General features: G+C 68.0%; 18 protein-coding genes. 8 read left to right on the top strand and 10 right to left on the bottom strand.

What is annotated here, in order from left to right:
* Nucleotides 1–136: 136 nt before the first annotated feature.
* From ACFX59_RS13895 to argH, 5 genes are all read right to left on the bottom strand, one after another.
* The gene (locus tag ACFX59_RS13895; RefSeq protein WP_387432871.1) at nt 137–1,090 is read right to left on the bottom strand and encodes a zinc transporter ZntB; all 954 of its coding nucleotides are present in this window, start codon (nt 1,088–1,090) and stop codon (nt 137–139) included.
* Nucleotides 1,087–1,860 carry a bifunctional precorrin-2 dehydrogenase/sirohydrochlorin ferrochelatase gene (locus ACFX59_RS13890; RefSeq protein ID WP_387432869.1) on the bottom strand — a complete coding sequence of 258 codons (774 nt, stop codon included), beginning with the start codon at nt 1,858–1,860 and terminating at the stop codon, nt 1,087–1,089. Before ACFX59_RS13890 ends, ACFX59_RS13895 begins: the two co-directional genes overlap by 4 nt.
* A gap of 144 nt (nt 1,861–2,004) precedes the next feature.
* The gene (gene lysA / locus ACFX59_RS13885) at nt 2,005–3,267 is read right to left on the bottom strand and encodes a diaminopimelate decarboxylase (RefSeq protein WP_387432867.1); all 1,263 of its coding nucleotides are present in this window, start codon (nt 3,265–3,267) and stop codon (nt 2,005–2,007) included.
* The gene (locus ACFX59_RS13880) at nt 3,267–3,503 is read right to left on the bottom strand and encodes a hypothetical protein (protein WP_307102074.1); all 237 of its coding nucleotides are present in this window, start codon (nt 3,501–3,503) and stop codon (nt 3,267–3,269) included. The genes lysA and ACFX59_RS13880 overlap by 1 nt, the downstream gene beginning before the upstream one ends.
* A complete protein-coding gene (argH, locus tag ACFX59_RS13875) occupies nt 3,500–4,867 on the bottom strand; it encodes an argininosuccinate lyase (protein WP_387432940.1) in 1,368 nt (455 codons plus the stop codon). Before argH ends, ACFX59_RS13880 begins: the two co-directional genes overlap by 4 nt.
* Before the next feature lie 16 nt (nt 4,868–4,883).
* Here argH and ACFX59_RS13870 point away from each other — a divergent pair, with 16 nt between their 5' ends.
* The 3 genes from ACFX59_RS13870 to mdoH all read left to right on the top strand — a co-directional run bounded on the left by ACFX59_RS13870 (nt 4,884) and on the right by mdoH (nt 9,280).
* Nucleotides 4,884–5,483 carry a TlpA family protein disulfide reductase gene (locus ACFX59_RS13870; RefSeq protein WP_387432866.1) on the top strand — a complete coding sequence of 200 codons (600 nt, stop codon included), beginning with the start codon at nt 4,884–4,886 and terminating at the stop codon, nt 5,481–5,483.
* 489 nt (nt 5,484–5,972) lie between these two features.
* Nucleotides 5,973–7,484 (top strand): glucan biosynthesis protein, encoded by a 1,512-nt coding sequence (locus ACFX59_RS13865; RefSeq protein ID WP_387432865.1) that lies wholly within the window; start codon nt 5,973–5,975, stop codon nt 7,482–7,484.
* A complete protein-coding gene (mdoH, locus tag ACFX59_RS13860) occupies nt 7,481–9,280 on the top strand; it encodes a glucans biosynthesis glucosyltransferase MdoH (RefSeq protein WP_387432864.1) in 1,800 nt (599 codons plus the stop codon). The genes ACFX59_RS13865 and mdoH overlap by 4 nt, the downstream gene beginning before the upstream one ends.
* Nucleotides 9,281–9,377: 97 nt before the next feature.
* Here the strand turns inward: mdoH and ACFX59_RS13855 are convergent, their stop codons facing one another.
* Nucleotides 9,378–10,376, bottom strand: coding sequence for a ligase-associated DNA damage response exonuclease (locus tag ACFX59_RS13855; RefSeq protein ID WP_387432862.1), 999 nt, complete (start codon nt 10,374–10,376; stop codon nt 9,378–9,380).
* On the opposite strand from ACFX59_RS13855, the gene ACFX59_RS13850 reads away from it, so the two are divergent.
* The 4 genes from ACFX59_RS13850 (at nt 10,375) to ACFX59_RS13835 (ending at nt 17,978) form a co-directional block, all read left to right on the top strand.
* Nucleotides 10,375–12,807 carry a ligase-associated DNA damage response DEXH box helicase gene (locus tag ACFX59_RS13850; RefSeq protein WP_387432861.1) on the top strand — a complete coding sequence of 811 codons (2,433 nt, stop codon included), beginning with the start codon at nt 10,375–10,377 and terminating at the stop codon, nt 12,805–12,807. The genes ACFX59_RS13855 and ACFX59_RS13850 overlap by 2 nt on opposite strands.
* A gap of 229 nt (nt 12,808–13,036) precedes the next feature.
* Nucleotides 13,037–15,136 carry a bifunctional (p)ppGpp synthetase/guanosine-3',5'-bis(diphosphate) 3'-pyrophosphohydrolase gene (locus ACFX59_RS13845; RefSeq protein ID WP_309691518.1) on the top strand — a complete coding sequence of 700 codons (2,100 nt, stop codon included), beginning with the start codon at nt 13,037–13,039 and terminating at the stop codon, nt 15,134–15,136.
* Between the two features lie 399 nt (nt 15,137–15,535).
* A complete protein-coding gene (locus ACFX59_RS13840) occupies nt 15,536–16,951 on the top strand; it encodes a M48 family metalloprotease (RefSeq protein WP_387432859.1) in 1,416 nt (471 codons plus the stop codon).
* A 34-nt stretch (nt 16,952–16,985) separates the two neighbouring features.
* Nucleotides 16,986–17,978 carry a glycosyltransferase family 2 protein gene (locus ACFX59_RS13835; protein ID WP_387432857.1) on the top strand — a complete coding sequence of 331 codons (993 nt, stop codon included), beginning with the start codon at nt 16,986–16,988 and terminating at the stop codon, nt 17,976–17,978.
* A gap of 297 nt (nt 17,979–18,275) precedes the next feature.
* On the opposite strand, the gene pnp is transcribed toward ACFX59_RS13835, so the two are convergent.
* The 4 genes from pnp to ACFX59_RS13815 form a co-directional block, all read right to left on the bottom strand.
* Complete coding sequence (pnp, locus tag ACFX59_RS13830) at nt 18,276–20,600, bottom strand: polyribonucleotide nucleotidyltransferase (RefSeq protein ID WP_387432856.1); 2,325 nt, start codon at nt 20,598–20,600, stop codon at nt 18,276–18,278.
* A gap of 250 nt (nt 20,601–20,850) precedes the next feature.
* Nucleotides 20,851–21,120 (bottom strand): 30S ribosomal protein S15, encoded by a 270-nt coding sequence (rpsO, locus tag ACFX59_RS13825; RefSeq protein WP_261268525.1) that lies wholly within the window; start codon nt 21,118–21,120, stop codon nt 20,851–20,853.
* 12 nt (nt 21,121–21,132) lie between these two features.
* Nucleotides 21,133–22,134, bottom strand: a complete 1,002-nt coding sequence (truB, locus tag ACFX59_RS13820) for a tRNA pseudouridine(55) synthase TruB (protein ID WP_387432854.1) — start codon at nt 22,132–22,134, stop codon at nt 21,133–21,135.
* Between the two features lie 27 nt (nt 22,135–22,161).
* A complete protein-coding gene (locus tag ACFX59_RS13815) occupies nt 22,162–22,770 on the bottom strand; it encodes a thymidine kinase (protein ID WP_307102050.1) in 609 nt (202 codons plus the stop codon).
* A 70-nt stretch (nt 22,771–22,840) separates the two neighbouring features.
* Here ACFX59_RS13815 and ACFX59_RS13810 point away from each other — a divergent pair, with 70 nt between their 5' ends.
* The gene (locus ACFX59_RS13810) at nt 22,841–23,413 is read left to right on the top strand and encodes a YceI family protein (RefSeq protein ID WP_387432852.1); all 573 of its coding nucleotides are present in this window, start codon (nt 22,841–22,843) and stop codon (nt 23,411–23,413) included.
* The last annotated feature ends 299 nt before the right edge of the window (nt 23,414–23,712 follow it).

The following is a 23,712-nucleotide window of genomic DNA, read 5'->3' as shown; positions in this document are numbered from 1 at the left end:
CCCGGATCCCTTCCCTCCGTTCAGCCTGCGCGACGTCGAAGGCCATGGGATGACAGGGGATTCCTGGCAAAACGCGGGACATGCGCTTCGACTTCGCTCAGGCTGAACGGCCGTTGGGACCGTAAAGCGGTATGACCTAACGCCGGAACCAGTGCTTCTGCACGAAGTAGATCACGATCCCCGCCGAGATCAGCGCGCAGGCGCCCAGGATCGCGTCAAACGCCCAGGGCTCCTCGGCATAGGGCAGGTTCTTGACGTTCATCCCGTACAGCCCGGTGATGAAGGTCAGCGGCAGGAACACCATCGCCACGATCGAGATGACCAGCGCGCGATTGTCGATCTGTTCGGCGCGCAGGTCGGTCAGCGTCTCGTGGATCAGCGCCGAGCGTTCGCGGATCGACTCCAGTTCCTCGGCCATGCGCGCCGCGCGGTCGGCGGCGGCGGACAGGTGCAGCCGGTCGTCATCGGCCAGCCAGTCGCCGGGCAGCGCCGCCAGCTTCTCCAGCGCCGCCCGCTGCGGGTTGAGGAAGCGGCGATAGCCGATCGCGGCGACGCGCACCCGGCTGACCGTGCGGCGCAGCTGGAAGACGCGGCGTTCGTCCAGCTGCTCCTCGCAATCGTCCAGATCGTCGCCCAGGCCCGCGACATCGGGGTCGAGATCGTTGGTGATCGCGGTGGCGAAGGCGGTGATCAGGTCGCCGGGATCGTCGATCGCGCCCTTCTCGACCTCCTGCCGCACCAGATCGACCGCCAGCAGCGGACGGCGCGTCACCGAATAGACCCGGCCCTTCACCGCCCAGATCCGCACCGAGGCGAGCATGTCGGAGCCGTCGAGCGGTTCGCTGCTCCGCCCGCGAAGATTGACGAACGCCCCCTCGCCCACCGCCTCGCACCGGGGGCGCGTCTCGGTCGCGGTCAGCGCGTCGACGACATAATCGCCGATATGCGCCGAATCGCTCAGCCAGCGCTGCGCGACCGCGTCGTTGGTCTCCAGATGCACCCAGACCAGCCGGGCCTGAGTCGCGACCGCCTCGCGGATCGGGATCGTCGTAGCCTGCCCTTGGTCGACGCGATAGGCAAAGCCGGTCATGCCGGGGTCGCCATCGCCAGATCGACCACCTGCCCCTCGCCCGGATCGGCGGGGGCGGCGTCGCTGGCGATCCGCACCGCATCGGCGCGCGCGCGGTCGAGGATCGCGCCCGGCACGTCGGCGCGGTGATAGACCCGGTCGGCCGCAGCGAGCGCGCGCGCCTGGCGCAGCGTCAGGTCGTCGGGATCGGTCGAGGTCAGCACGAACGCCTCGAACCGCGCCGCGGGCCGGTCGGCCCCCGCCAGCCAGGTGGCGACATCGCCCTCCGCCTTGAGCGGGTCGAGCGGCCCGCCCGGCGACAGCGCCGCCCCGATCGCCCGCCGCCGCTCCGCCCCGTCGGGAAAGCGCGCCCGCAGACCCGCCCGCGCGGCGTAGAGTCCCTGGGCCAGCGCCCCCAGCCCGGCGGGCAGCAACGCCTCCAGCCGCTGGCGCAGCGCCGCCGCCAGTCCAGCCGACACGCCGCCGGTTCCGACCGCAACGATGACCGGCCCCCGCTCGACGATGGCGGGCAGGGTGAAGTCGCACGCCGCCGGGCGATCGACCGCATTGACCAGCACGCCGCGCGCCTTCAGCCGCGCGATCGCGCCTTGCGCTTCGTCCTCATCCTCGATCGCGACGATCGCGAGCGCAGCCTGCGCCTCTTCACCGACGACCAGCGCGCCCGCCCGGTCGAGCAAGCGACGCTTGGCCTCGGCGGGTTCCCCCTCGCCCAGCAGGATCACCGGACGGCCGCCCAGCCGGACGAACAGCGGCAGGCTGGCGAGGCTCACCTCACCATTCCTCCCCTGTAAGGGGAGGGGGACCAGCGAAGCTGGTGGAGGGGTGTCCCGCTATCGAGAGGGGTGACACCCCTCCGTCAGGCCTGACGGCCTGCCACCTCCCCTTCCAGGGGAGGAAGGCGGCAGGTCGCGACGTCACTTCTTCAGCCACTCCGGCACGCGCTCGGCGGCGATGATCGTCTCGGCGGCGATGCGGTCGGCGACGACGGCGAAGCGGTCGCCCTCGACCATCACCTCGGGCACCAGCGGGCGGCTGTTATAGGTCGACGCCATGGTCGCGCCATAAGCGCCCGCGGTGCGGAACACGGCGAGGTCGCCCGACTTCACCACATCGATCTCGCGGTTCATCGCGAAGGTGTCGCCTGTCTCGCAGACCGGCCCCGCGATATTCGCCATCATCGTCTCGCCGGTCGGCCGGACCGCGACGAAATCATGCCAGGCATCATAGAGCGCCGGGCGCGCCAGGTCGTTCATCGCCGCATCGACGATGACATAAGGGTTGGCGACGCCGGGCTTCACCCAGACGACCTCGGTCGCCAGCACGCCCGCATTGCCCGCGATCACCCGGCCGGGTTCGAACATCAGCTCGACATCCCAGTCCTTGGTCACGCGCGCCACCATCTCGCCATAAGCGGCGGGGGCGGGCATCACGTCGCCGGGCTTGTACGGCACGCCCAGACCGCCACCCAGATCGACGCGGCTGATGCGGTGCCCCGCACCGCGCAGCTCGGCGACCAGCTCGCCGACGCGCTTATAGGCGGCCTCCAGCGGCGCGAGATCGCCCAGCTGGCTGCCGATGTGGCAGGCGACGCCCTTCAGGTCGATGCCGGGCAGCCCCGCGAGCCGGTCGAACATGCCCAGCGCCTGGTCGATCGGCACGCCGAACTTGTTCTCCTTGCGCCCCGTCGAGATCTTCGCGTGGGTGCCCGCATCCACGTCCGGGTTCACGCGCAGCGTGGCGGGGGCGACCAGCCCGCGCTCATGCGCCAGCTCGGCCAGGACCGCGCCTTCTTCCTCCAGCTCCAGGTTGAACTGGCCGATCCCCGCCTCCAGCGCGGCGACCAGCTCTCGCTTCGTCTTGCCGACGCCCGAGAAGACGATGTCCTCCGCCTTCATCCCCGCCGCCAGCGCGCGGCGCATCTCGCCGACCGAGACGACGTCCGCGCCATAGCCTTCATCGGCCAGCACGCGCAGCACGGCGAGATTGGGGTTCGCCTTGATCGCATAGGCCAGGTGGACGCGCGGCAGGCCCTTGAGCCCCTCGCGGAACACCTGCGCATGCCGCCGGAAGGTCGAGGCGGAATAGATATAGACCGGCGTGCCGACTTCGGCGGCGATCCGGGACACGGCCACGTCCTCCACATGGAGTTCGCCGTCTTGGAAATGAAAATGGTCCATCAGCGGGGGGGCAAATCAAATTCGTCCGAACGCCGTTCCTGCGACTGGGTCATCAGTTCGTCGGAGCGTTGCGGGCGTTGTTGGGGGGTCGGCGTCAGCAATTGCTGCGCCGTGGGGCGGACGGTGGCGCCGCGCGGCGCGACGGGCAGTTGCTCGCCCTTGGGCGGTTGCAGCCGGTTGGCCGCGCCGCAAGCACTCAGGCCCAGCGCGACCAGCAGGACGAGCGCCCGCCTCATGCGGGAAGGCCCCGCGCGGTCGCGATGGCGGCGCGGACATTGGCGGGCGCGGTGCCGCCGAAGCTGACCCGGCTGGCGACCGAGGCGTCGACCGACAGCACGTCATAGATGCGCTCATCGATGCGCGCGTCGATGCCGGTCAGCTCGTCGATTCCCAACTGGTGCAGCATCACGCCCTTCTCCTCGGCCAGCTTCACCGCGCGACCGGTGATGTGATGCGCCTCGCGGAAGGGGATGCCGCCGACGCGCACCAGCCAGTCGGCCAGGTCGGTCGCGGTCGAGAAGCCCGCCTCCGCAACGCCGCGCATCCGTTCCGTGCGGAAGGTCGCGCTCTGGATCATGCCGGTCATCGCCGCGATCGACAGCGCCAGCAGGTCGTGCGCCTCGAACACCGGCGGCTTGTCGTCCTGCATGTCCTTGGAATAGGCGAGCGGCAGGCCCTTCATCGTGACCATCAGGCTGGTCATGCAGCCCATGATCCGCCCGGCATGGCCGCGCACCAGCTCGGCCGCGTCGGGGTTGCGCTTCTGCGGCATGATCGAGCTGCCCGTCGACCACTGGTCGGACAGCGCGACGAAGCCGAAGGGCTGCGACGCCCAGAGCACGAATTCTTCCGCAAGCCGCGACAGGTGCAGCGAGCAGTTGGTCGCCGCCTGGAGATAGTCGATCGCGAAGTCGCGGTCGCTGACCGCATCGAGCGAGTTGCGCGTCGGCGCGTCGAAGCCCAGCGCCGCCGCCGTCATGTGCCGGTCGACCGGAAAGCCGGTCCCCGCCAACGCCGCCGAGCCCAGCGGACACTGGTTCATCCGCACACGCGCATCGGCGAAGCGGCTGGCGTCGCGCACGATCATCTCGTGATAGGCCATCAGGTGATGGCCCAAGGTCACCGGCTGCGCCGATTGCAGATGGGTGAAGCCGGGCATCACGCTGTCGGCATGTTCCTCGGCGCGGGTCAGCAACGCCTCGCGCAGCGCGCCCAGCGCCGTCAGCGTCTCGTCGATCGCGTCGCGCACCCACAGGCGGAAGTCGGTCGCCACCTGGTCGTTGCGCGACCGCGCGGTGTGCAGCCGCCCCGCGACCGGGCCGATCAGCGCAGCCAGCTTCGCCTCGGTCTGCATATGGATGTCTTCGAGGGTCAGGTCCTCGGCCACGCCGTTCGCGGCATAATCCTCGGCAACCTTGTCCAGCCCGGCGGAAATCGTCGCGGCGTCCTCTGCCGACACGATGCCCTGTTTGCCCAGCATGGCGACATGCGCTTTCGATCCGGCGATGTCCTGTTTCCACAGTCGCTTGTCGAAGGGGATGGACGCGTTTATCTCGCGCATCACCGCGGCGGGACCTTCTGCGAAGCGCCCGCCCCACATTGCGTTGGAGCCGCCCATGTCGTCGCGTACCGTGATCGCCTGTCTCCTGGGGCTGATGGTCGCCGGGTGCGATAAGCAAAGCCCCGCGCCGGAGCAAGCCGCCAACACCGCCACGGGCGAAGTTTCGAGCGGCGAAGTGACCGGCGGGGAAGTCGCCTCGACGCCCGACGCGCCCAAGCCTGCCGGAGCCGTGAACCGCAGCCACAAGGGAGAGGCCGCCCCGACGCTGGGCTTCACCACGCTCGACGGCAAGCCCACGACGCTGGCCGATTTCCGGGGCAAGCCGGTGCTGATGAACCTGTGGGCGACCTGGTGCGGGCCGTGCGTCGCCGAGATGCCGACGCTGGCCGCCACGGCCGAACGACTGAAGGGCAAGGTCGCGGTGATCGCGGTCGCGCAGGACGAGGCCGCCAAGGTGAAGCCGTTCCTGGCGGGCCGGAAGCTCGACGCGCTGCCCGTCTATCTCGACCCCAAGCTGGGGCTGAGCGTCCATTACCAGGCCAATCTGCCGACCACGATCCTCTATGGCGCAGACGGCAAGGAGATCTGGCGGGTGACGGGCGGGTTCGACTGGGCCGGGGCCGAGGCCCAGAAACTGCTGTCCGAGGCGAAATAACCGTCACAGCGGCGGGAATTTTCGATACACGGCGGGGGAGCGCCGTTCGCGGCACGCGAAAAAAGCCCCGCCCGGCACGAACCGGGCGGGACAGGCTGGGGTAAACGGTCGACGAAGCGGATCGCAAACGGCGCTCGCCCGCTTTCGTCCTGACAAGACAAACAGATATCGCGCCGGTCATTGGCCGCCGAACAACATCGTCGGCGCATCGCAAAGACGCGCGACTTCATCATTGCCTGTTATGCAAGGGAACGCGACGGACGGATCGAACACAGGATCCGCCTGCACTTTTTGGTCATTCAAGAGCCCCCCTCTTGATTTGCCTTAGTCATAATCGATCCCGTCAGCCCGGTCAAATATATTATACTTTCCTTTGCTGCTGTCGGTTCGACAGTAACAGAGCAACCGATCATCGCATGCTGCGTTGCACCACGAGCCATGTCCCGCCAGCGAGGGACGGATGGATTCACCGATGGAGACGCCGAGCCGATGATGCAGGCCAATCGCCGTGAACTGGTCGCGGCCCTCGCCATTCTGGGCGTATCGCCACGCCTCGCCGCCCAGGCGCTTGCCCCCGGCGGCGCGACCGGCGCCCCCCAGCCCTTTTCCTGGGCCGCGCTGCAAAGGCGAGCGGAAGAACTGGCCCGCCAGCCCTATCGCCCCCAGGCCAAGGTCGAGGCGGCGGCGGCGATCGACTATGACGCGGTGGGCACGATCCGGTATCGCGACGACCGCACGCTGGCGGGCGGCATCCGCCTGTTCCCGCTGGGCCGCTATGCCCCCAATCCGGTCGGCATCAACATCGTCGCGAACGGCCAGGCGCGCGCCGTGCCCTTCTCGCCCGCGCTGTTCACCGCCGAAGCGGGCCATGCGCCGCCGCTGGGCATCGCCGGGTTCCGCGCGATGACGGCGGACGGCAAGAGCGACTGGCTGGCCTTTCAGGGTGCCTCCTATTTCCGCACGGCGGGCGGGCAGGACCAATATGGCCTGTCGGCGCGGGGTATCGCGATCGACACCGGCATCGACGGGCGCGAGGAATTTCCCGCCTTCACCGACTTCTGGATCGAGCGGACCGGCGCGCAAGCCTATACCGTCCATGCTCTACTCGACGGGCCCAGCGTCACAGGGGCCTATCGGATCGAGTCGCAAAAGGGCGCGGCGGGCGTCGAACAGCGCGTGTCGGCGGTGCTGTTCTTCCGCCGCGATGTCGAGCGGCTGGGCATCGCGCCCGCGACCAGCATGTTCTGGTATGGCGAGGGCAACCGGGCGGCGGGCAGCGACTGGCGGCCCGAAATCCACGATTCGGACGGCCTGGCGCTGCTGACCGGCGCGGGCGAGCGGCTGTGGCGGCCTTTGGTCAATCCGCCGCGCCCGACGCTCGACAGCTTCGCCGACACCGATCCGCGCGGCTTCGGTCTGCTCCAGCGCGACCGGGACTTCGATCACTATCAGGACGACGGGGCCTTTTATGACCGCCGCGCGAATCTGTGGGTCCAGCCGCAGGGCGATTGGGGCCGAGGCCAGGTGATGCTCTATGCCTTTCCCACCGCGTCGGAGACGGTCGACAATATCGTCGCCTTCTGGAACCCCGCCGATGCGCCCAAGGCGGGGCAGAAGCGGCAGTTCGACTATCGCCTGAGCTGGGGATCGACCGATCCCACCATCGTCCCGGCCGTCGCCCATGCGGTCGACCTGTGGACCGGCGCGGCCGGGCGGCCCGGTGCGGAGCCGACGCCGGGCGCGCGCAAGCTGGTGGTCGACTTTACCGGCCCCGTGCTGGCCGGGCTCGACCGGCAGAGCGGCGTGACGGCCGATATTTCGGTCACGCGCGGCAAGCTGCTGACCCAGGCCGCCTATCCGGTGGTGGGGCAGCCCAATCGCTGGCGCGTCACCGCCGACATCGCGCCCGAAGGTCAGGGCCCGGCCGATGTCCGCCTGTTCCTGAAGCGCGGGACCAGGGCGCTGACCGAGACGGTGCTCGCCCCGGTCTTCCTGCCGTGACCCATCCGCGCGCCATCATGCCGCCGCCCGCACCGCTGACCATGGCGGTGCAGCGTTTCGATGGCCCGCCGCCGCCGCATTCCGCGCCCGAGCCGCGCGCCGGGGTCAATCTGGCGCCCGACGACATATTGACCCGCCGCCTCCTGCTGGTGCTGCTGACCGGGTTGCTGGCGACCGCCGCCTCGGCCTCGGTGAAGGAGGCGCTGCTCAGCGACGGGCTGAACCTGCTCGACGGGCTGTTGCTGCTGCTGTTCTTTCCGCTGTTCGCCTGGATCTCGTTCGGCTTCGTGACGGCGGCGATCGGCTTCGTCCTGCTGATCTCGCGCGCGCATCCGGGCATCACCCCCGCGCCCAAGGGGGCCGCGCCGCCGACCGCGCGGACGGCGGTGCTGGTGCCGGTGCACAATGAGGATGTCGATGCGGTGTTCGACCGGATCGCGCGCATGGCCGTCATGATCGACCGGGCGGGGGCGGCCGACCGTTTCGCCTTCTTCGTCCTGTCCGATTCGGGCGAAGCCGCCGAGGCCGAGGAGCGCGCCGCCTGGGAAAAGCTCGCCCCCTGGCTGGCGGTGCCGCTCTATTATCGCCGCCGGACCGAGAATGTCGGGCGCAAGCCCGGCAACGTCGCCGACTGGATCCGCAACCAGGGGGCGGCCTATGACTTCATGCTGATGCTCGATGCCGACAGCCTGATGGGCGGCGACACGATCGTCGGCATGGCGCAGATCATGGAGCAGCGCCCCTCGATCGCGCTTCTCCAGACCGTGCCGATGATCATCGGCGCGACGACCTTCTTCCAGCGCTGGATGCAGTTCGCCAGCCGGTTCTACGGCCCGATCTCGACCGCCGGGCTGGTCTGGTGGTCGGGGTCCGAATCGACCTTCTGGGGGCATAACGCGCTGATCCGCATCCGCGCCTTTGCCGAGAGTTGCGGCCTGCCCGACCTGCCCGGACGCCCGCCCTTCGGCGGCACGATCATGAGCCACGACATGGTCGAGGCCGCACTGCTGCGGCGGCGCGGCTGGCGGCTGCACATGCTGATGGTCGAGGACAGTTTCGAGGAATATCCCCCCACGCTGATCGACCAGGCGGTGCGCGACCGGCGCTGGGCACAGGGCAATACCCAGCATCTGAAGCTGCTGGGCGCGAGCGGTTTCCACTGGATCAGCCGGTTGCAGCTGTTGATCGGCGCCTCGGCCTATCTGACCTCGCCCGCCTGGCTGATCCTGATCGCCACCTCGATCGCGCAGAGCCTGTCCGACGATGCCGCGACGGTGCGCGCGGTGACGTCGGCGCGGGTGCTGGTCGTGACGCTGATCCTGCTGTTCGGGCCGAAGCTGCTGAGTATCGTCTGGGCGATGGCCGACCGCGAACGCCGGGCCAGCTATGGCGGCGCGCGCGCGATCCTGGCGTCGGTGGCGCTCGACGTGCCGCTGTCGATCCTGACCGCGCCGGGCATCGCGCTGACCCAGACGATCGACCTCATCAACATCATGCGCGGCAAGCCATCGGGCTGGAACCCGCAGAGCCGGGTGCGCGACGGGCTGGCGGCGGCGGATGCGATGCCGCGCTATCGCTGGCATCTGGCGCTGGGCGTGGTGTTCCTGGGGGTGTCGTTCCTGAACCCGGTGCTGGGCGCGTGGCTGTCGCCGGTGACGCTGGGGCTGCTGCTGGCGCCGTGGCTGGCGATGGAGACGGCCAAGGTCCGGCCGGGCGAGCGGTTGGCGAAGAAGGGCGTGTTCGCGGTGCCGGGGTCGGTGGTGGCGGAACCGGCGCGGCCCTTGGCCTTGGTGTGAGGGATTCGCTTGGGCTTCGACTTCGCTCAGCCTGAACGGGGTTAAGGGACAAATCTCCGTTCAGCCTGAGCGAAGTCGAAGGCCACGCCCCGCCCCCTCAATCATCCTCATCCTCGAACCCCACCAGCGCCAGGGCCCGCGCCTTCATCTGACGCGTCTCGCACCAGTGGACCAGAGCCTCCTCGCGCCCATGCGTCACCCACACCTCACGCGGGGCGATCTCGGTCAGCGTCCGGGTCAGTTCGTCCCAATCGGCATGATCGGACAGGATCAGCGGCAGCTCGACATTCTTCTGCCGCGCGCGCTGGCGCACCCGCATCCAGCCGCTGGCCATGGCGGTGATCGGATCGGGCAACCGCCGCGACCAGCGATCGTTGAGCGCGCCGGGCGGGCACATGACCACATGCCCGGCCATCTCCGCCTTGGGCGTGTCGGCCACCATGCGAAGCTCGCCCAGATCGACGCCTAACTCCTGATAGAGCGCACATAGCCGCGCCAGCGCACCATGGAGATAGATGGGCGCCTCATGCCCCCGCTCGCGGAGTTCGGCGATCACCCGTTGCGCCTTGCCCAGCGCATAGGCGCCGACCAGCACGCAGCGGGTCGGATTGGCGTGGAGCCGCGCGATCAGCTTGTCGATCTCGTCGCCCGTCTCGGGATGACGAAAGACGGGCAGCGCGAAGGTCGCCTCGGTGACGAAGACGTCGCATTTCACCGGCTCGAAGGCCGCACAGGTCGGGTCGGCGCGGCGCTTGTAATCGCCCGACACCACCACCCGCTCGCCCCGATAGTCGAGCACGATCTGCGCCGATCCCAGCACATGCCCTGCGGGCACGAAGCCGACCTCCACCTCACCTAGCCGGATCGTCTCGCCATAGGCGACCTCGACGCCGTTCTGTGGGCCATAGCGGGCTTCCATGATCGCCAGCGTCTCGGGCGTCGCCCAGACCGTGCCGTGCCCGCCGCGCGCATGGTCGGCATGGCCGTGCGTCACCAGCGCCTTGGCCTCCGGCTCGGACGGGTCCACCCACACATCGGCGGGTGCCACGTAAATCCCGTGTTTATGGGGCTGTATCCAGTCGCCGAGCTTGACCATGATACCTATATCCTTCGGGATGCTCCCCGGTTCCCTTGCCTCCCCCCTGACCGACTGGTTCGCCGCCAAGGGCTGGCACCCGCGCACCCATCAGCTGGCGATGCTGGAGGAAGCCCGCGCAGGCCGCCACGCGCTGCTGGTCGCCACCACGGGCGCGGGCAAGACGCTGGCGGGGTTCCTGCCGACGCTGACCGAGCTGATCGAACAGCCGAGCGAGGGGCTGCACACCCTCTACGTCTCGCCGCTCAAGGCGCTGGCGGTCGACATTCGCCGCAACCTCGTGACCCCGATCGAGGAGATGGGCCTCGACATCCGGGTCGAGACGCGGACCGGCGACACCTCGTCGGACAAGAAGGCGCGGCAACGGGTGAAGCCGCCGCACATCCTGCTGACGACGCCCGAATCGCTGTCGCTGCTGCTCAGCTATCCCGATGCCGCGACCATGTTCGCGGGCCTCAAGACCATCGTGATGGACGAGGTCCACGCCTTCGCCACTGGCAAGCGGGGCGACCTGCTTTCCTTGTGCATGGCGCGGTTGCAGCGGCTGTCACCTGATCTGCGACGGGTCGCGCTGTCGGCGACCGTGGCGGACCCCGACGGCTATCGCGCCTGGCTCGCACCCGATGGCGATATCGACGCGGTTGGCTTGGTCACCGGCGAGCCCGGCGCGCCGCCGGACATAGCGATCCTGCTGCCCGAGGACCGCATTCCCTGGGCGGGCCATTCGGGCCGCTATGCCGCCGCGCAGGTCATGCGCGTCATCGAGGCGAACCGCACCACCATCGTCTTCTGCAACACGCGCAGCCTGGCCGAGCTGATCTTCCAGGATCTGTGGAAGGCGAACGATAAGAGCCTGCCGATCGGCGTCCACCACGGCTCGCTCTCCCTGGAAGCCCGCCAGAAGGTCGAGGCGGCGATGGCCGACGGGCAACTCCGCGCGCTGGTCGCGACCGCCAGCCTCGACCTGGGCGTCGACTGGGGCGATGTCGATTGCGTGATCCAGATGGGCGCGCCCAAGGGCTCGTCGCGCCTGCTCCAGCGGATCGGCCGCGCCAATCACCGGCTGGACGAATCGAGCCGCGCGATCCTCGTCCCCGGCAACCGCTTCGAATATCTGGAGGCGCGCGCCGCGCTCGACGCGGTGGAGGCGGGCGAGCTGGACCCCGACCTCTTCCGCCCCGGCGCGCTCGACGTGCTGGCGCAGCATGTCATGGCCTGCGCCTGTGCAGCACCGTTCGAGCAAGGCGCGCTGCTGGGCGAAATCCGCTCGGCCATGCCCTATTCGGCGTTGGACGACGAGACGTTCGACCGGGTGCTGCGCTTCATCGCGGATGGCGGCTATGCCTTGCGCGCCTATGATCGGTTCAAGCGGCTGGTCCAGCAGCCGGACGGGACGTGGCGCGTCACCCATCCGCAATTCGTCGCGCAGCACCGCCTGAACGCCGGGATCATCGTGGAAGCGACGATGCTGAAGGTCCGCTTCCGCAACGGCCGCCAGCTCGGCCGGGTGGAGGAAGGCTTCGCCGCGACCCTGGCGCCGGGCGACACCTTCTTCTTCGCCGGGTTGAGCCTGGAGGTGGAATCGATCGACGGCGAGGACCTGATCGTCCGCGCCACCTCCCGCCCTGCGCGCATCCCGACCTATGGCGGCAGCCGGATGCCGCTGTCGACCAGCCTGGCCGACCGGGTGCGCGCATTCCTGGCCGATCGGGGCGAGTGGGATCGCTTCCCGGCGGACGTGCATGCCTGGCTGGAGATGCAGGATCGCCGCTCGGTCCTGCCCCGCCCTGGCCAGTTGCTGGTCGAGACCTTCCCGCGCGAGGGGCGGCATTACATGGTCGCCTATAGCTTCGAGGGGTGGAACGCGCACCAGTCGCTGGGGATGCTGATCACCCGGCGGATGGAGGCACAGGGGCTGAAACCGCTGGGCTTCGTCGCCAGCGACTATGCGCTGGCCTGTTACGGACTGGAGAAGGTGACCGATCCGGCCAGCCTCTTCTCCCCCGACATTCTCGAGAACGAGTTCGTCGACTGGGTCCAGCAATCGCACCTGCTCAAGCGCGCCTTTCGCGAGGTGGCGGTGATCGGCGGGCTGGTCGACCGCCAGCATCCCGGCAAGCGCAAGACCGGGCGGCAGGTGACCTTCTCGACCGACCTGATCTACGACGTGCTGCGCAAGTACGAGCCCGGCCATCTGCTGCTCCAGGCGGCGTGGGACGATGCGCGGGCGCGGATGACCGATGTGGGAAGGCTGGCGAATCTGCTCGACCGGGCGGGCGGCACGATGCTGCATGTCGATCTGGAGCGGGTGAGCCCGCTCGCCGTGCCGGTGCTGGTGCTGATCGGGCGCGAGAAGGTGGCGACGGGGAGTGCGGACGACGACCTGCTGATCGAGGCGGAGGCTCTGGCGGCGGAGGCGATGGCGGGGTGATTCCCGTGGCCCAAAGCTCTCCTCTAGCCGCTCCCCTCCCGCAGGCGGGAGGGGATGGGGGAGGGCACGGGGTCTCACAGAGACCAGCCCCCGTGGCTCTTGCCCCTCCCCAACCCCTCCCCCTGCCGGGAGAGGGGCTCGAAAAAGAAAGGGGCTTGAGAAGACCTCGATCACCCTGATCGCATCAAAAATGTTGCAATGGTCATCCCACCCACGCAAATCTGATCTCGTGCTCCGCCAGTATGAACTCGTCGACCGCGTGCTCGACTATGACCCCCAGGCCGATGAGGCGCTGCTGAACCGCGCTTACGTCTTCTCGATGAAGGCGCATGGCAGCCAGAAACGTGCCTCGGGCGATCCCTATTTCAGCCATCCGATCGAGGTGGCCGGCATCCTGACCGACCTGCATCTGGATGACGAGACGATCGCCACCGCCATCCTGCACGACACGATCGAGGACACGGTCGCCACCTATGACGAGATCGAACGGCTGTTCGGTCCCAATGTCGCGCGGCTGGTCGACGGCGTCACCAAGCTGTCCAAGATCGAGGCGCAGACCGAGAGCGAGCGCGCCGCCGAGAATCTGCGCAAGTTCCTGCTCGCCATGTCGGACGATATCCGCGTCCTTTTGGTGAAGCTGGCCGATCGTCTCCACAATATGCGCACGCTCCATCACATCGCGAAGCCGGAGAAGCGCCGCCGCATCGCGAAGGAGACGATGGACATCTACGCCCCGCTCGCCGAGCGGATCGGCATGTACGAGTTCATGAAGGAGATGCAGATGCTCTCCTTCCAGCAGCTCGAGCCCGAGGCGTATGAGTCGATCACGCTTCGCCTGGCGCAAATGAAGGAAGGCGGCGGCGACCGGATCGCCAAGATCGCCTCCGGGCTGAAGCTGCTGATGTCGCGCGGCGGGGTGGAGGCCGAGGTGACGGGGCGCGAGAAGTCCGCCTTCTCGATCTTCCGCAAGATGAACGAGCGGCACATCAGCTTCGAGCAGCTGTCCGACGTCATGGCGTTCCGCGCGATCGTGCCGACCGAGGAGGATTGCTACCGCGCGCTGGGGCTGATCCATCGCCGCTGGCCGATGGTGCCGGGGCGGTTCAAGGACTATATCTCGACGCCCAAGCGCAACGGATACCGCTCGCTCCATACCAGCGTCATCCATGCCGACAATGCGCGGATCGAGATCCAGATCCGCACCCCCGAAATGCATGCCGAGGCCGATTTCGGCCTGGCGGCGCACTGGACCTATAAACAGGCGACCCGCCACGACGCGCAGGTGAGCTGGATTCGCGACCTGGTCGAAATCCTCGACACCTCGGACAGCCCCGAAGAGCTGATCGAGCATACGAAGATGGCGATGTACCAGGATCGCATCTTCGCCTTCACGCCCAAGGGCGAGCTGATCCAGCTGCCCAAGGGCGCGACGCCGATCGACTTCGCCTATGCCGTGCACACCGATCTGGGCGACCAGGCGGTGGGGGCCAAGCTGAACGGGCGGGTGGTGCCGCTGTCGACCGTCATCTCCAATGGCGACCAGGTGCAGATTCTGCGCTCGGCCGGACAGACGCCGCAGGCGAACTGGCTGAACCTGGCGATCACCGGCAAGGCGCTGGCCGCGATCCGCCGCCATCTGCGCCATGCCGAACGCGCCGAGCAGGTGACGCTGGGCACCAAGCTGTACGAGGATATCGTCCGCCGCCTGCCTGCCCAGATCGGCGCGGACGCGCTGACCCATGCGCTGCAACGGCTGAAGATGCCCGACGAGGCGCATCTGATGATCGCGATCGCCCGGCGGACCGTGTCGGATGCTGCGGTGATGGAGGCGCTGATGCCGGGCTCGGCGGGCGCCGACGTCGCCGCGCTGCCGCCGCAGTCGAGCGCGATTTCGATCAAGGGGCTGACGCCCGGCGTCGCCTATGACCTGGCGCAATGCTGCCACCCGGTGCCGGGCGACCGCATCGTCGGGCTGCGGCGGCCGGATGCGGGGATCGAGGTGCACGCCATCCAGTGCCCGGTCCTCGCCGAGCTGGCCGACCGGACCGACGAGGAAACCGACTGGGTCGACGTATCCTGGGGCGACGACAGCGAGGGCGCGACCGCGCGCATCTCGGTGATGGTCAAGAACGAACCCGGCGCGCTGGGCATCCTGGCGACGATCATCGGCCAGCATAAGGCGAACATCATCAACGTCCGGCTGGATACCCGCGACACGCGCTTCCACACGAACCTGATCGATGTCGAGGTGCATGACCTGCAACACCTGATGCGCCTGATCGCCGCCTTGCGGGCGGCCGATGTGGTGAGTTCGGTCGAGCGGGTTTAAGTTCGCGCGGAGGCGCGGAGACGCGGAGACGCGGAGGTGTCTGGCTCCGCCGATCCGGCACGGGCCCTCTCGTCCGGAAGACGAAGTCGCTTGGTTGGGAATGGATGCCGCTTGGGCCGGGCGAAGCACCTCCGCGTCTCCGCGCCTCCGCGCGAACCAAATCTTCTCTGTTCCCCAGCAAAGGCCGGGGCCCAGTTGCGGTGCACGATCGAGGTGCTGGGCGGATGCCTCCCCCGCATCGTTTCGCGCCTCCTAAGCCGCCAGGAAACTGGACCCCGGCCTTCGCCGGCGAACAATGCGGCATTGGATTTCCTGACACCCAGATGACGCCAGCGTAACAAAAAGCTGGAACCCCCGGCGCGCCTGCGCTTTGGAGACCCCAAACAGGGGAGCCTTAACATGCGTTTCGTCACCGCCGCCGCCATGCTCGCGCTCGTCGCGGCCCCCGTCGTCGCCCAGCAGACCCGGTCGATCTCCGCCTCGGACAAGGCGCAGGGGGCACAGGCCAACCCGGAACTCGTGAAGCAATATGGCGGCCGCTACACCGGCCCGCAGGCCGCGTTCGTCGAGCGGGTCGGCAAGCGCGTCGCGGTCCAGTCCGGCCTGTCCAACGCGCAGGGCGATTTCGTCGTGACGACGCTGAACTCGCCGGTCGAGAACGCCTTCGCCATTCCCGGCGGCTATATCTATGTCACCCGCCAGCTGCTCGCGCTGATGAATTCCGAGGCCGAGCTCGCCTCGGTGCTGGGCCATGAGGTCGGCCATGTCGCCGCGCGCCATTCTCAGAGCCGCAACACCCGCTCGACCATCGGCTCGATCCTGGCGGCGGGCGCGGGGCTGCTGACGGGCAGCAATATCGCCACCCAGCTGGTGGGCACCGGCGCACAGCTCTACACGCTGAAATATGGCCGCGATCAGGAATATCAGGCCGATGGCCTCGGCATCCGCTACATGACCGCCGCCGGATATGATCCCTATGCCTCGGCCGACATGCTCGCCTCGCTGGCCGCGTCGAGCAACCTTGCTGCGCGCACGGCGGGCCGCGACGCCAACGCCATCCCCACCTGGGCCTCGACCCATCCCAACAGTGCCGACCGCGTCCGCCGCGCCGCTTCGCTTGCACAGCAAACCGGCCGCCCCGAAACCACCCCGCCGCAGGACACCGCCTTCCTGCGGATGCTCGACGGCCTGCCCTATGGCGACGATCCCAAGGAAGGCATCGTCGACGGCCAGAGCTTTCGCCATCCCGGCCTGAAGCTGAAATTCACCGCGCCCACCGGCTATGCCATCGCCAATGGCAGCGATGCGGTGACCATCGCCGGTCAGGGCGGCCAGGCCGAGATGCGTCTGGGCCAGGGCAGCGACCTTTCCCAGGCGATCGCGCAGCGCTTCGGCCAGCTCGGCACCGGCACCCCCTCGGGCCAGTTGCAGAACGGGACCGCCAACGGCATCCCCTATGCCTACGTCACGACCCGCGCCGCCGCCAACAACCGCGCGGTCGATGCGACGGTGGTCGCCTATCGCTTCCCCGCCGCGACCTATACCTTCACGCTGGTCACGCCGGCGGGCTCGGGCATCGGGCCGTTCCAGCCGCTGCTCGCCTCGGTCGCGCCGCTCTCGACCGCCGAGGCCAACGCCATTCGCGGCAAGAAGATCAGCATCGTCACCGTCCGCCAGGGCGACACGATCGACAGCCTGTCGGCGCGCATGGCCTTTCCCGATTACAAGCGCGAGCGGTTCGTGACGCTGAACGGGCTCGATTCGGAACAAGCGCTGGTGCCGGGTCGTTTGGTGAAGCTGGTCGTGAATGGGTGACGGACGCGCTCGACGCCGCTAAACCGGCGGCGTCATGAAGCGCCCTGCCCTGTCCGTCGTCGTCCCCTGCTATAACGAAGCCGCCTGTCTGGACGTGCTGCACGCGCGCATCTCGGGCGCGGCGCGCGCGGCCGTGGGCGAGGATTACGAGATCGTCCTGATCAACGACGGCTCGCGCGACGACAGCTGGCCGGTGATGCAGCGCCTAGCCGCCGCCGACCCGCATCTGGTCGCCATCAACCTGTCGCGCAACCACGGCCACCAGCTCGCGCTGACCGCGGGCCTCGACCTGTGTTCGGGCGAGCAGATCCTGATCATCGACGCCGATCTTCAAGACCCGCCCGAACTCCTCACCGACATGCGCGCGACCATGGCGGCGCAGGGGGCGGACGTGGTCTATGCGGTGCGCCGCAAGCGCGCCGGGGAAACGCTGTTCAAGAAGGCGACGGCGGCGATCTTCTACCGGATGCTCGACCGGCTGACCGACACGCCGATCCCGCTCGACACCGGCGATTTCCGCCTGATGAGCCGCCGTGCGCTCGACGCGTTGCAGTCGCTGCCCGAACAGGCGCGCTTCATTCGCGGCATGGTCGCCTGGGTCGGCTTCCGCCAGGTCCCCTTCCCCTATGACCGCGCCGAGCGTCATGCGGGCGAGACCCATTATCCGCTGGGCAAGATGATCGCGCTGGCCTTCGACGCGGTGACGGGCTTCTCGACCGCGCCGTTGCGCTGGGCCAGCCATATCGGCCTAGCGCTGACGGCGGCGTCGCTGTTGCTGCTGGTCTATATCGCGATCGGCTGGCTGACCGGCTCGGCGGTACAGGGCTGGACCTCGACCATGCTCGTCACCGTCATCCTGGGTGCGGTGCAGATGTTCGTGCTGGGCATGATCGGCGAATATCTGGGGCGGCTCTATATCGAATCGAAGCGGCGCCCGCTCTATCTGGTCGCCGATGTGACGGGGCCGGTGCAGGGCCATGCCCGGCTGGGCTATAGCGCGCATGAGGGGGCCAAGGACCCGGCCTGACCGCCCTCGCGCGGGCCAGGTCCGGCGCCCCTGTGGTATTCCCCCGGCGTTCGTCGGGGTGGTGGTAGCGGGCTGACTTTCGCACGGGAATCTTGACTCCGGAACGCACGCGGCGGGGGTCGGGGCGTGGCCTTCGACTTCGCTCAGGCTGAACGGCGTTCGGGAATGGGTCTGGACACGAAAATCCGTTCAGCCTGAGCGAAGTCGAAGGCCAAGGGAATCACCCACCCGCATTCGCCCCAACGAAAAAGGGCCCGGGGTTTCCCCCGAGCCCTTTTCCTGCCTGATGGCAAAGGATCAGTCGCGATCGCCGGTCAGGAAGGCCGGAGCGGCGAATTCGGACGAACCGCCCTGCTCGCCGCCTTCGCGACGGGGACGGTCGCCACGGTCGCGACGCGGACCGCTGCGGCCTTCGCCGCCACGGTCGCCGCCATCGCGACGCGGACCGCGACCGCCTTCACGGTCGCCGCGCGGACCACGGTCACCACGCTCGCCGCGCGGTTCGCGCGCCGGACGATTGTCCTCCAACTCGGCACCGGTTTCCTGGTCGACGACGCGCATCGACAGGCGGACCTTGCCGCGCGGATCGATCTCGAGGACCTTGACCTTGACTTCCTGGCCTTCGCTCAGGACGTCCGAGACCTTCTCGACGCGCTCGTTCTTGATCTCCGAGACGTGGACCAGACCGTCCTTGCCGCCCATGAAGTTCACGAACGCACCGAAGTCGACCAGGTTGACGACCTTGCCGTTGTAGATCTTGCCGACCTCGGCCTCTTCGACGATTCCCTTGATCCAGTTCATCGCGGCTTCGATCTGCGCGGAGTCGGACGAGCTGATCTTGATCACGCCCTCGTCGTCGATGTCGACCTTGGCGCCGGTCGTCGCGACGATCTCGCGGATCACCTTGCCGCCGGTGCCGATCACGTCGCGGATCTTCGACTTGTCGATCGTCATCGTCTCGATGCGCGGGGCATGGGCCGACAGCTCGGTGCGGGTCTCGCCCAGCGCCTTGTTCATCTCGGCCAGGATATGCGCGCGGCCTTCCTTGGCCTGCGCCAGCGCGACCTTCATGATCTCTTCGGTGATACCGGCGATCTTGATGTCCATCTGGAGCGAGGTGATGCCCTCGGAGGTGCCGGCCACCTTGAAGTCCATGTCGCCCAGGTGATCCTCGTCACCCAGGATGTCGGACAGGACGGCGAAGTCCTTGCCTTCCAGGATCAGGCCCATGGCGATGCCCGAGACCGGACGCTTCAGCGGCACGCCCGCATCCATCAGCGACAGCGAGCCGCCGCAGACGGTGGCCATCGACGACGAGCCGTTCGACTCGGTGATGTCGCTGGTCACGCGGATGGTGTAGGGGAATTCTTCCTTCGACGGCAGCACCGGGTGCAGCGCGCGCCATGCCAGCTTGCCATGGCCGATCTCGCGACGACCCGGCGCGCCGAAGCGGCCCACTTCGCCGACCGAATAGGGCGGGAAGTTATAGTGCAGCATGAAGTGCTGGTAGGACAGGCCGTTCAGACCGTCGATCATCTGCTCGGCATCCTTGGTGCCCAGCGTCGTGGTCGCGATCGTCTGGGTCTCGCCGCGCGTGAACAGCGCCGAGCCGTGCGAACGCGGCAGGAAGTGGACCTCGGCCTCGATCGGACGGATCTGCGTGGTCGAGCGCCCGTCGATGCGGCGGCCGTCCTTCAGGATCGCGGTGCGGACGATCTCGGCTTCCAGCTTCTTGACGAGCTTGGCGGCGACCAGCTGCTCCTGCGGGGTGCGCTCGGCCATGGCGGCCTTCGCCTTGGCGCGGGCCTCGCCCAGCGCGGTCTGGCGCTGCTGCTTGTCGGTCAGCTTGTAGGCGGCAGTGATGTCCTTGCCGACCAGCTTCTTCAGCTCGGCCTTCACGGTCTTCTGGTCGTCGCCGACCTTCAGTTCCCACGGGTCCTTGGCGGCCTGCTCGGCGAGATCGATGATCGCGTCGATGATCTGCTGCGACGCCTTGTGCGCGAACATAACCGCGCCCAGCATGACCTCTTCGGAGAGCTCCTTGGCTTCCGACTCGACCATCATCACCGCATTGTGGGTGGCGGCGACGACCAGATCCAGGTCACCGGCCAGCGCCTCGGCGTCGGTCGGGTTCAGCTGATACTCGCCATCGACATAGCCGACGCGCGCCGCGCCGATCGGGCCCATGAAGGGCACGCCCGAGATGGTGAGCGCGGCCGACGCGGCGACCAGCGCCAGGATGTCGGGCTCATTCTCGCCGTCGTACGAGAGCACCTGGCAGATGCAGTTGATCTCGTTGTAGAAACCTTCGGGGAACAGCGGGCGGATCGGACGATCGATCAGGCGGCTGATCAGCGTCTCACGCTCGGTCGCACCGCGTTCGCGCTTGAAGAAACCGCCGGGGATGCGGCCCGCCGACGAGAACTTCTCCTGATAGTGAACGGTCAGCGGGAAGAAATCCTGGCCTTCCTTCACATTCTTCGCAGCCGTCACGGCGCACAGCACCACCGTCTCGCCCAGCGTCGCGATCACCGCGCCGTCGGCCTGACGGGCCACCTTGCCGGTTTCGAGGGTCAGCGTCTTGCCGCCCCACTCGATGGCCACTTTCTTGGTATTGAACATGGAATATCCTTCACTCCGACGGGCCTATCCCGCCGGGGCCTATGGGTTGAGCCAAGATTGGCTCTGGAGGTCGACCGAATTGCCGATCCTCCGATCCTGCCCGACCCTATCGTCGGGTTTGATGACATAGAGGCTTTGGGGATGCGCCCTTGCGGCATCCGGTCGGCCCGGTGCTTCATACACCAGCCGATAAAAAAAGGGCACCCCCTGATGGGAGTGCCCTTTTTGGTCGCTTGGCGCGCCCCGCGTCTTACTTGCGCAGGCCGAGCTTGGCGATCAGCGCCAGATAGCGGTCGCCATCCTTGTGACGCAGATAGTCGAGCAGCGAGCGACGCTTGTTGACCAGCATCAGCAGACCGCGACGCGAATGATTGTCCTTCGCATGGGTCTTGAAGTGCCCGGTCAGGTTCTGGATCCGCTCGGTCAGGATCGCGACCTGGACTTCGGGCGAACCCGTGTCACCCTCGGCGCGGGCATGATCCTTGATGATTTCCTGGCGGCGTTCAGCGGTGATCGACATCGTGATCCTTTCTTAATCGAGGTTGAAACCGCGCACGACCCGGACGTCCCCGTCCAGCGCCTCCACCAGCGCCACCGGGCGGTCGCCCAGCATCGCGAAATATTGGCCATCGTCAGCGGCAATCCCGACCAGCACACGCCCCTGACGGAGCGCCCCTGCCTGGTCGGGGTCGAGCGCGAGAGCCGGGATGTCGTCCAGCCCCGCCCTCAGCGGCAGGAGTATCTCTTCAAGCCCGCGCGCCTGCCCCATTTCGTTCAATTTGTCCAGCGATATCGCCGAGGCCAGGGTGAACGGCCCCGCCTTGATCCGACGGAGCATGGTGACATGGCCGACCGTGCCCAGCGCCAGCGCGATGTCACGGGCGAGGGAGCGGATATAGGTGCCCTTGGAGACATGCGCGGTGAGGGTGATGTCTTCCAATCCTCCCTGAGCTTGCTCGGGGAGGGGGACCGCGCCCGCAGGGCGTGGTGGAGGGGCATCGCCGGTCCGTCCCGCCCCTCCACCATCGCTGGCGCGATGGTCCCCCTCCCCAAGCGAGCTTGGGGAGGATTGAAGCGAATGAATCGTCACACTGCGACTCGCCAGCACCACCTCTTCCCCGGCCCGCGCCAGGTCATAGGCGCGCTCGCCATCCACCTTCAGCGCGGAATAGGCGGGGGGCACCTGCTCGATCGGGCCGGTGAAGCGCGGCAACACCGCCTCCAGCGCCGCGCGAGTCGGGCGGACATCGCTCTCGGCGACCACCTCGCCCTCGGCATCCAGCGTCGAGGTCTGCGCGCCGAAGCGGATGGTGAAGTCGTACACCTTGTCGCTGTCCAGCATCCGCCCGGCGAGCTTCGTCGCCTCGCCCACCGCGATCGGCAGCACGCCGGTCGCCAGCGGGTCGAGCGTGCCGCCATGGCCGACCTTGATCCCCTTGCCATAGCCGCCCTGGCGCAGCACGCGCTTGACCGCGCTCACCCCTTGCGTCGAGCCGAGCCCCAGCGGCTTGTCGAGTATGATCCATCCGTGCATCGGACGGGCGTTAGTCGGGCTTGGCCCCTATCTCAAGGACGGCGCCTCAAGCACCGTGCCGCCCGCCAGCGCCTCGCCGAAATGGCGGCGGCACAAGGCGATGTAGCGGTCATTGCCGCCGATCTCGGTCTGCGCGCCCTCGGCGATCGCCTGGCCCTGGCCATCTACGCGCAGGTTCATCGTCGCCTTGGCGCCGCAGACGCACACCGACTTGATCTCGCTGAGCGTGTCGGCCAGCGCCAGCAACCGCGCCGAGCCGGGGAAGAGTTGGCCCTTGAAATCGGTCCTCAGGCCATAGCAGAGCACGGGAATCCGGTGCCGGTCGGCCAAGCGGGCCAGTTGATCGACCTGTTCGGGCGTCAGGAACTGCGCCTCGTCGACCAGGATACAGGCCAGCGGCGTCCGTCCGTGCCGGTCGAGCGCGCAGGCCTCCAGATCGGTGGTCGCCTGGAACGGCGTCGCGGGCTGCGACAGGCCGATTCGCGAGGCGATGGTGCCATAAGCGAAGCGATCGTCGATCGCGGCGGTGAACAGCATCGTGTTCATCCCCCGCTCGCGATAGTTGAAATCGGCCTGCAGCAGCATGGTCGATTTCCCGGCATTCATGCTGGCATAGTAGAAATAGAGCTTGGCCATGCGCCGCCCTTATCGGAAGGGAGCCGCCATTTCGAGCATGGGACGAACCGACATGTGGGTTGGCACGCGAATGGCGATGGCAGTGGCGGCCATGTTGATGGGTGGCGCCGGATCGGCAACCGCGCCCGGCTCGCTCGCCTATGGCATCGACCCCGCCCATGCGCGCGTGCAGGCAAAGGTCGGCTTTTTCGGCCTGGGCAGCAAGACGGCGCGTTTTCCCCGGCTGGAGGGTCGCGTCGCCCTGTCGGACCGGGATGCGCAAGCGGTGACGCTGGACGTGCGGATCGATGCGCAGGCGCTGGAGGCGGGGGATTCGCTGACCCGGTCCCGCCTGCGCGGGCCCGATTTCTTCGATGTCGAGCGATACCCCCGCGTGATCTTCCATGGCTCGACCATGACCCGGACCGGACCGCATAGCGCGCAGGTCGCAGGGACGATCACCGCGCGCGGCGTCACCCGTCCGGCGACACTGGCGGTCGACTTCTCACGCGACTTCGCCGCGATGACCGGCCGCGAGCCGGTGCATATCGCAGCGTCGACGCGGATCGACCGGCGGGATTTCGGGATGACCGCCTATCCGCTGATCGTCGGGCGACAGGTGACGATTACGATCGATGCCGATCTGGTGCCGGGGCGGGATTAGGCCGTTCCGGCTGATGGAGGTTCACGCAGAGGCGCGGAGGACGCAGAGGGGGATTTCCCCAAACGCTTTCACCCCGGCGAAGGCCGGGGTCCAGTTGCCATGGACGGGCGGCGGCGCAGGACGTTTGCCTCCCCCGCCCCGGCGCAACGCGCCATCTACGACAGGGAGACTGGGCCCCGGCCTTCGCCGGGGTGGGGCGACGTTTGAACGTGGGGCGCTTCTTCTCTGCGCCCTCCGCGCCTCTGCGCGAACCTTTTCCCTTGGCCTTCGACTTCGCTCAGGCTGAACGCAGCGAGGGT

The organism is Sphingomonas sp. NCPPB 2930, assembly GCF_042867205.1.
GTDB lineage: Bacteria > Pseudomonadota > Alphaproteobacteria > Sphingomonadales > Sphingomonadaceae > Sphingomonas.
The sequence above is the reverse complement of the archived record's forward strand: the minus strand, read 5'-3'. Positions and strand labels throughout refer to the sequence as shown.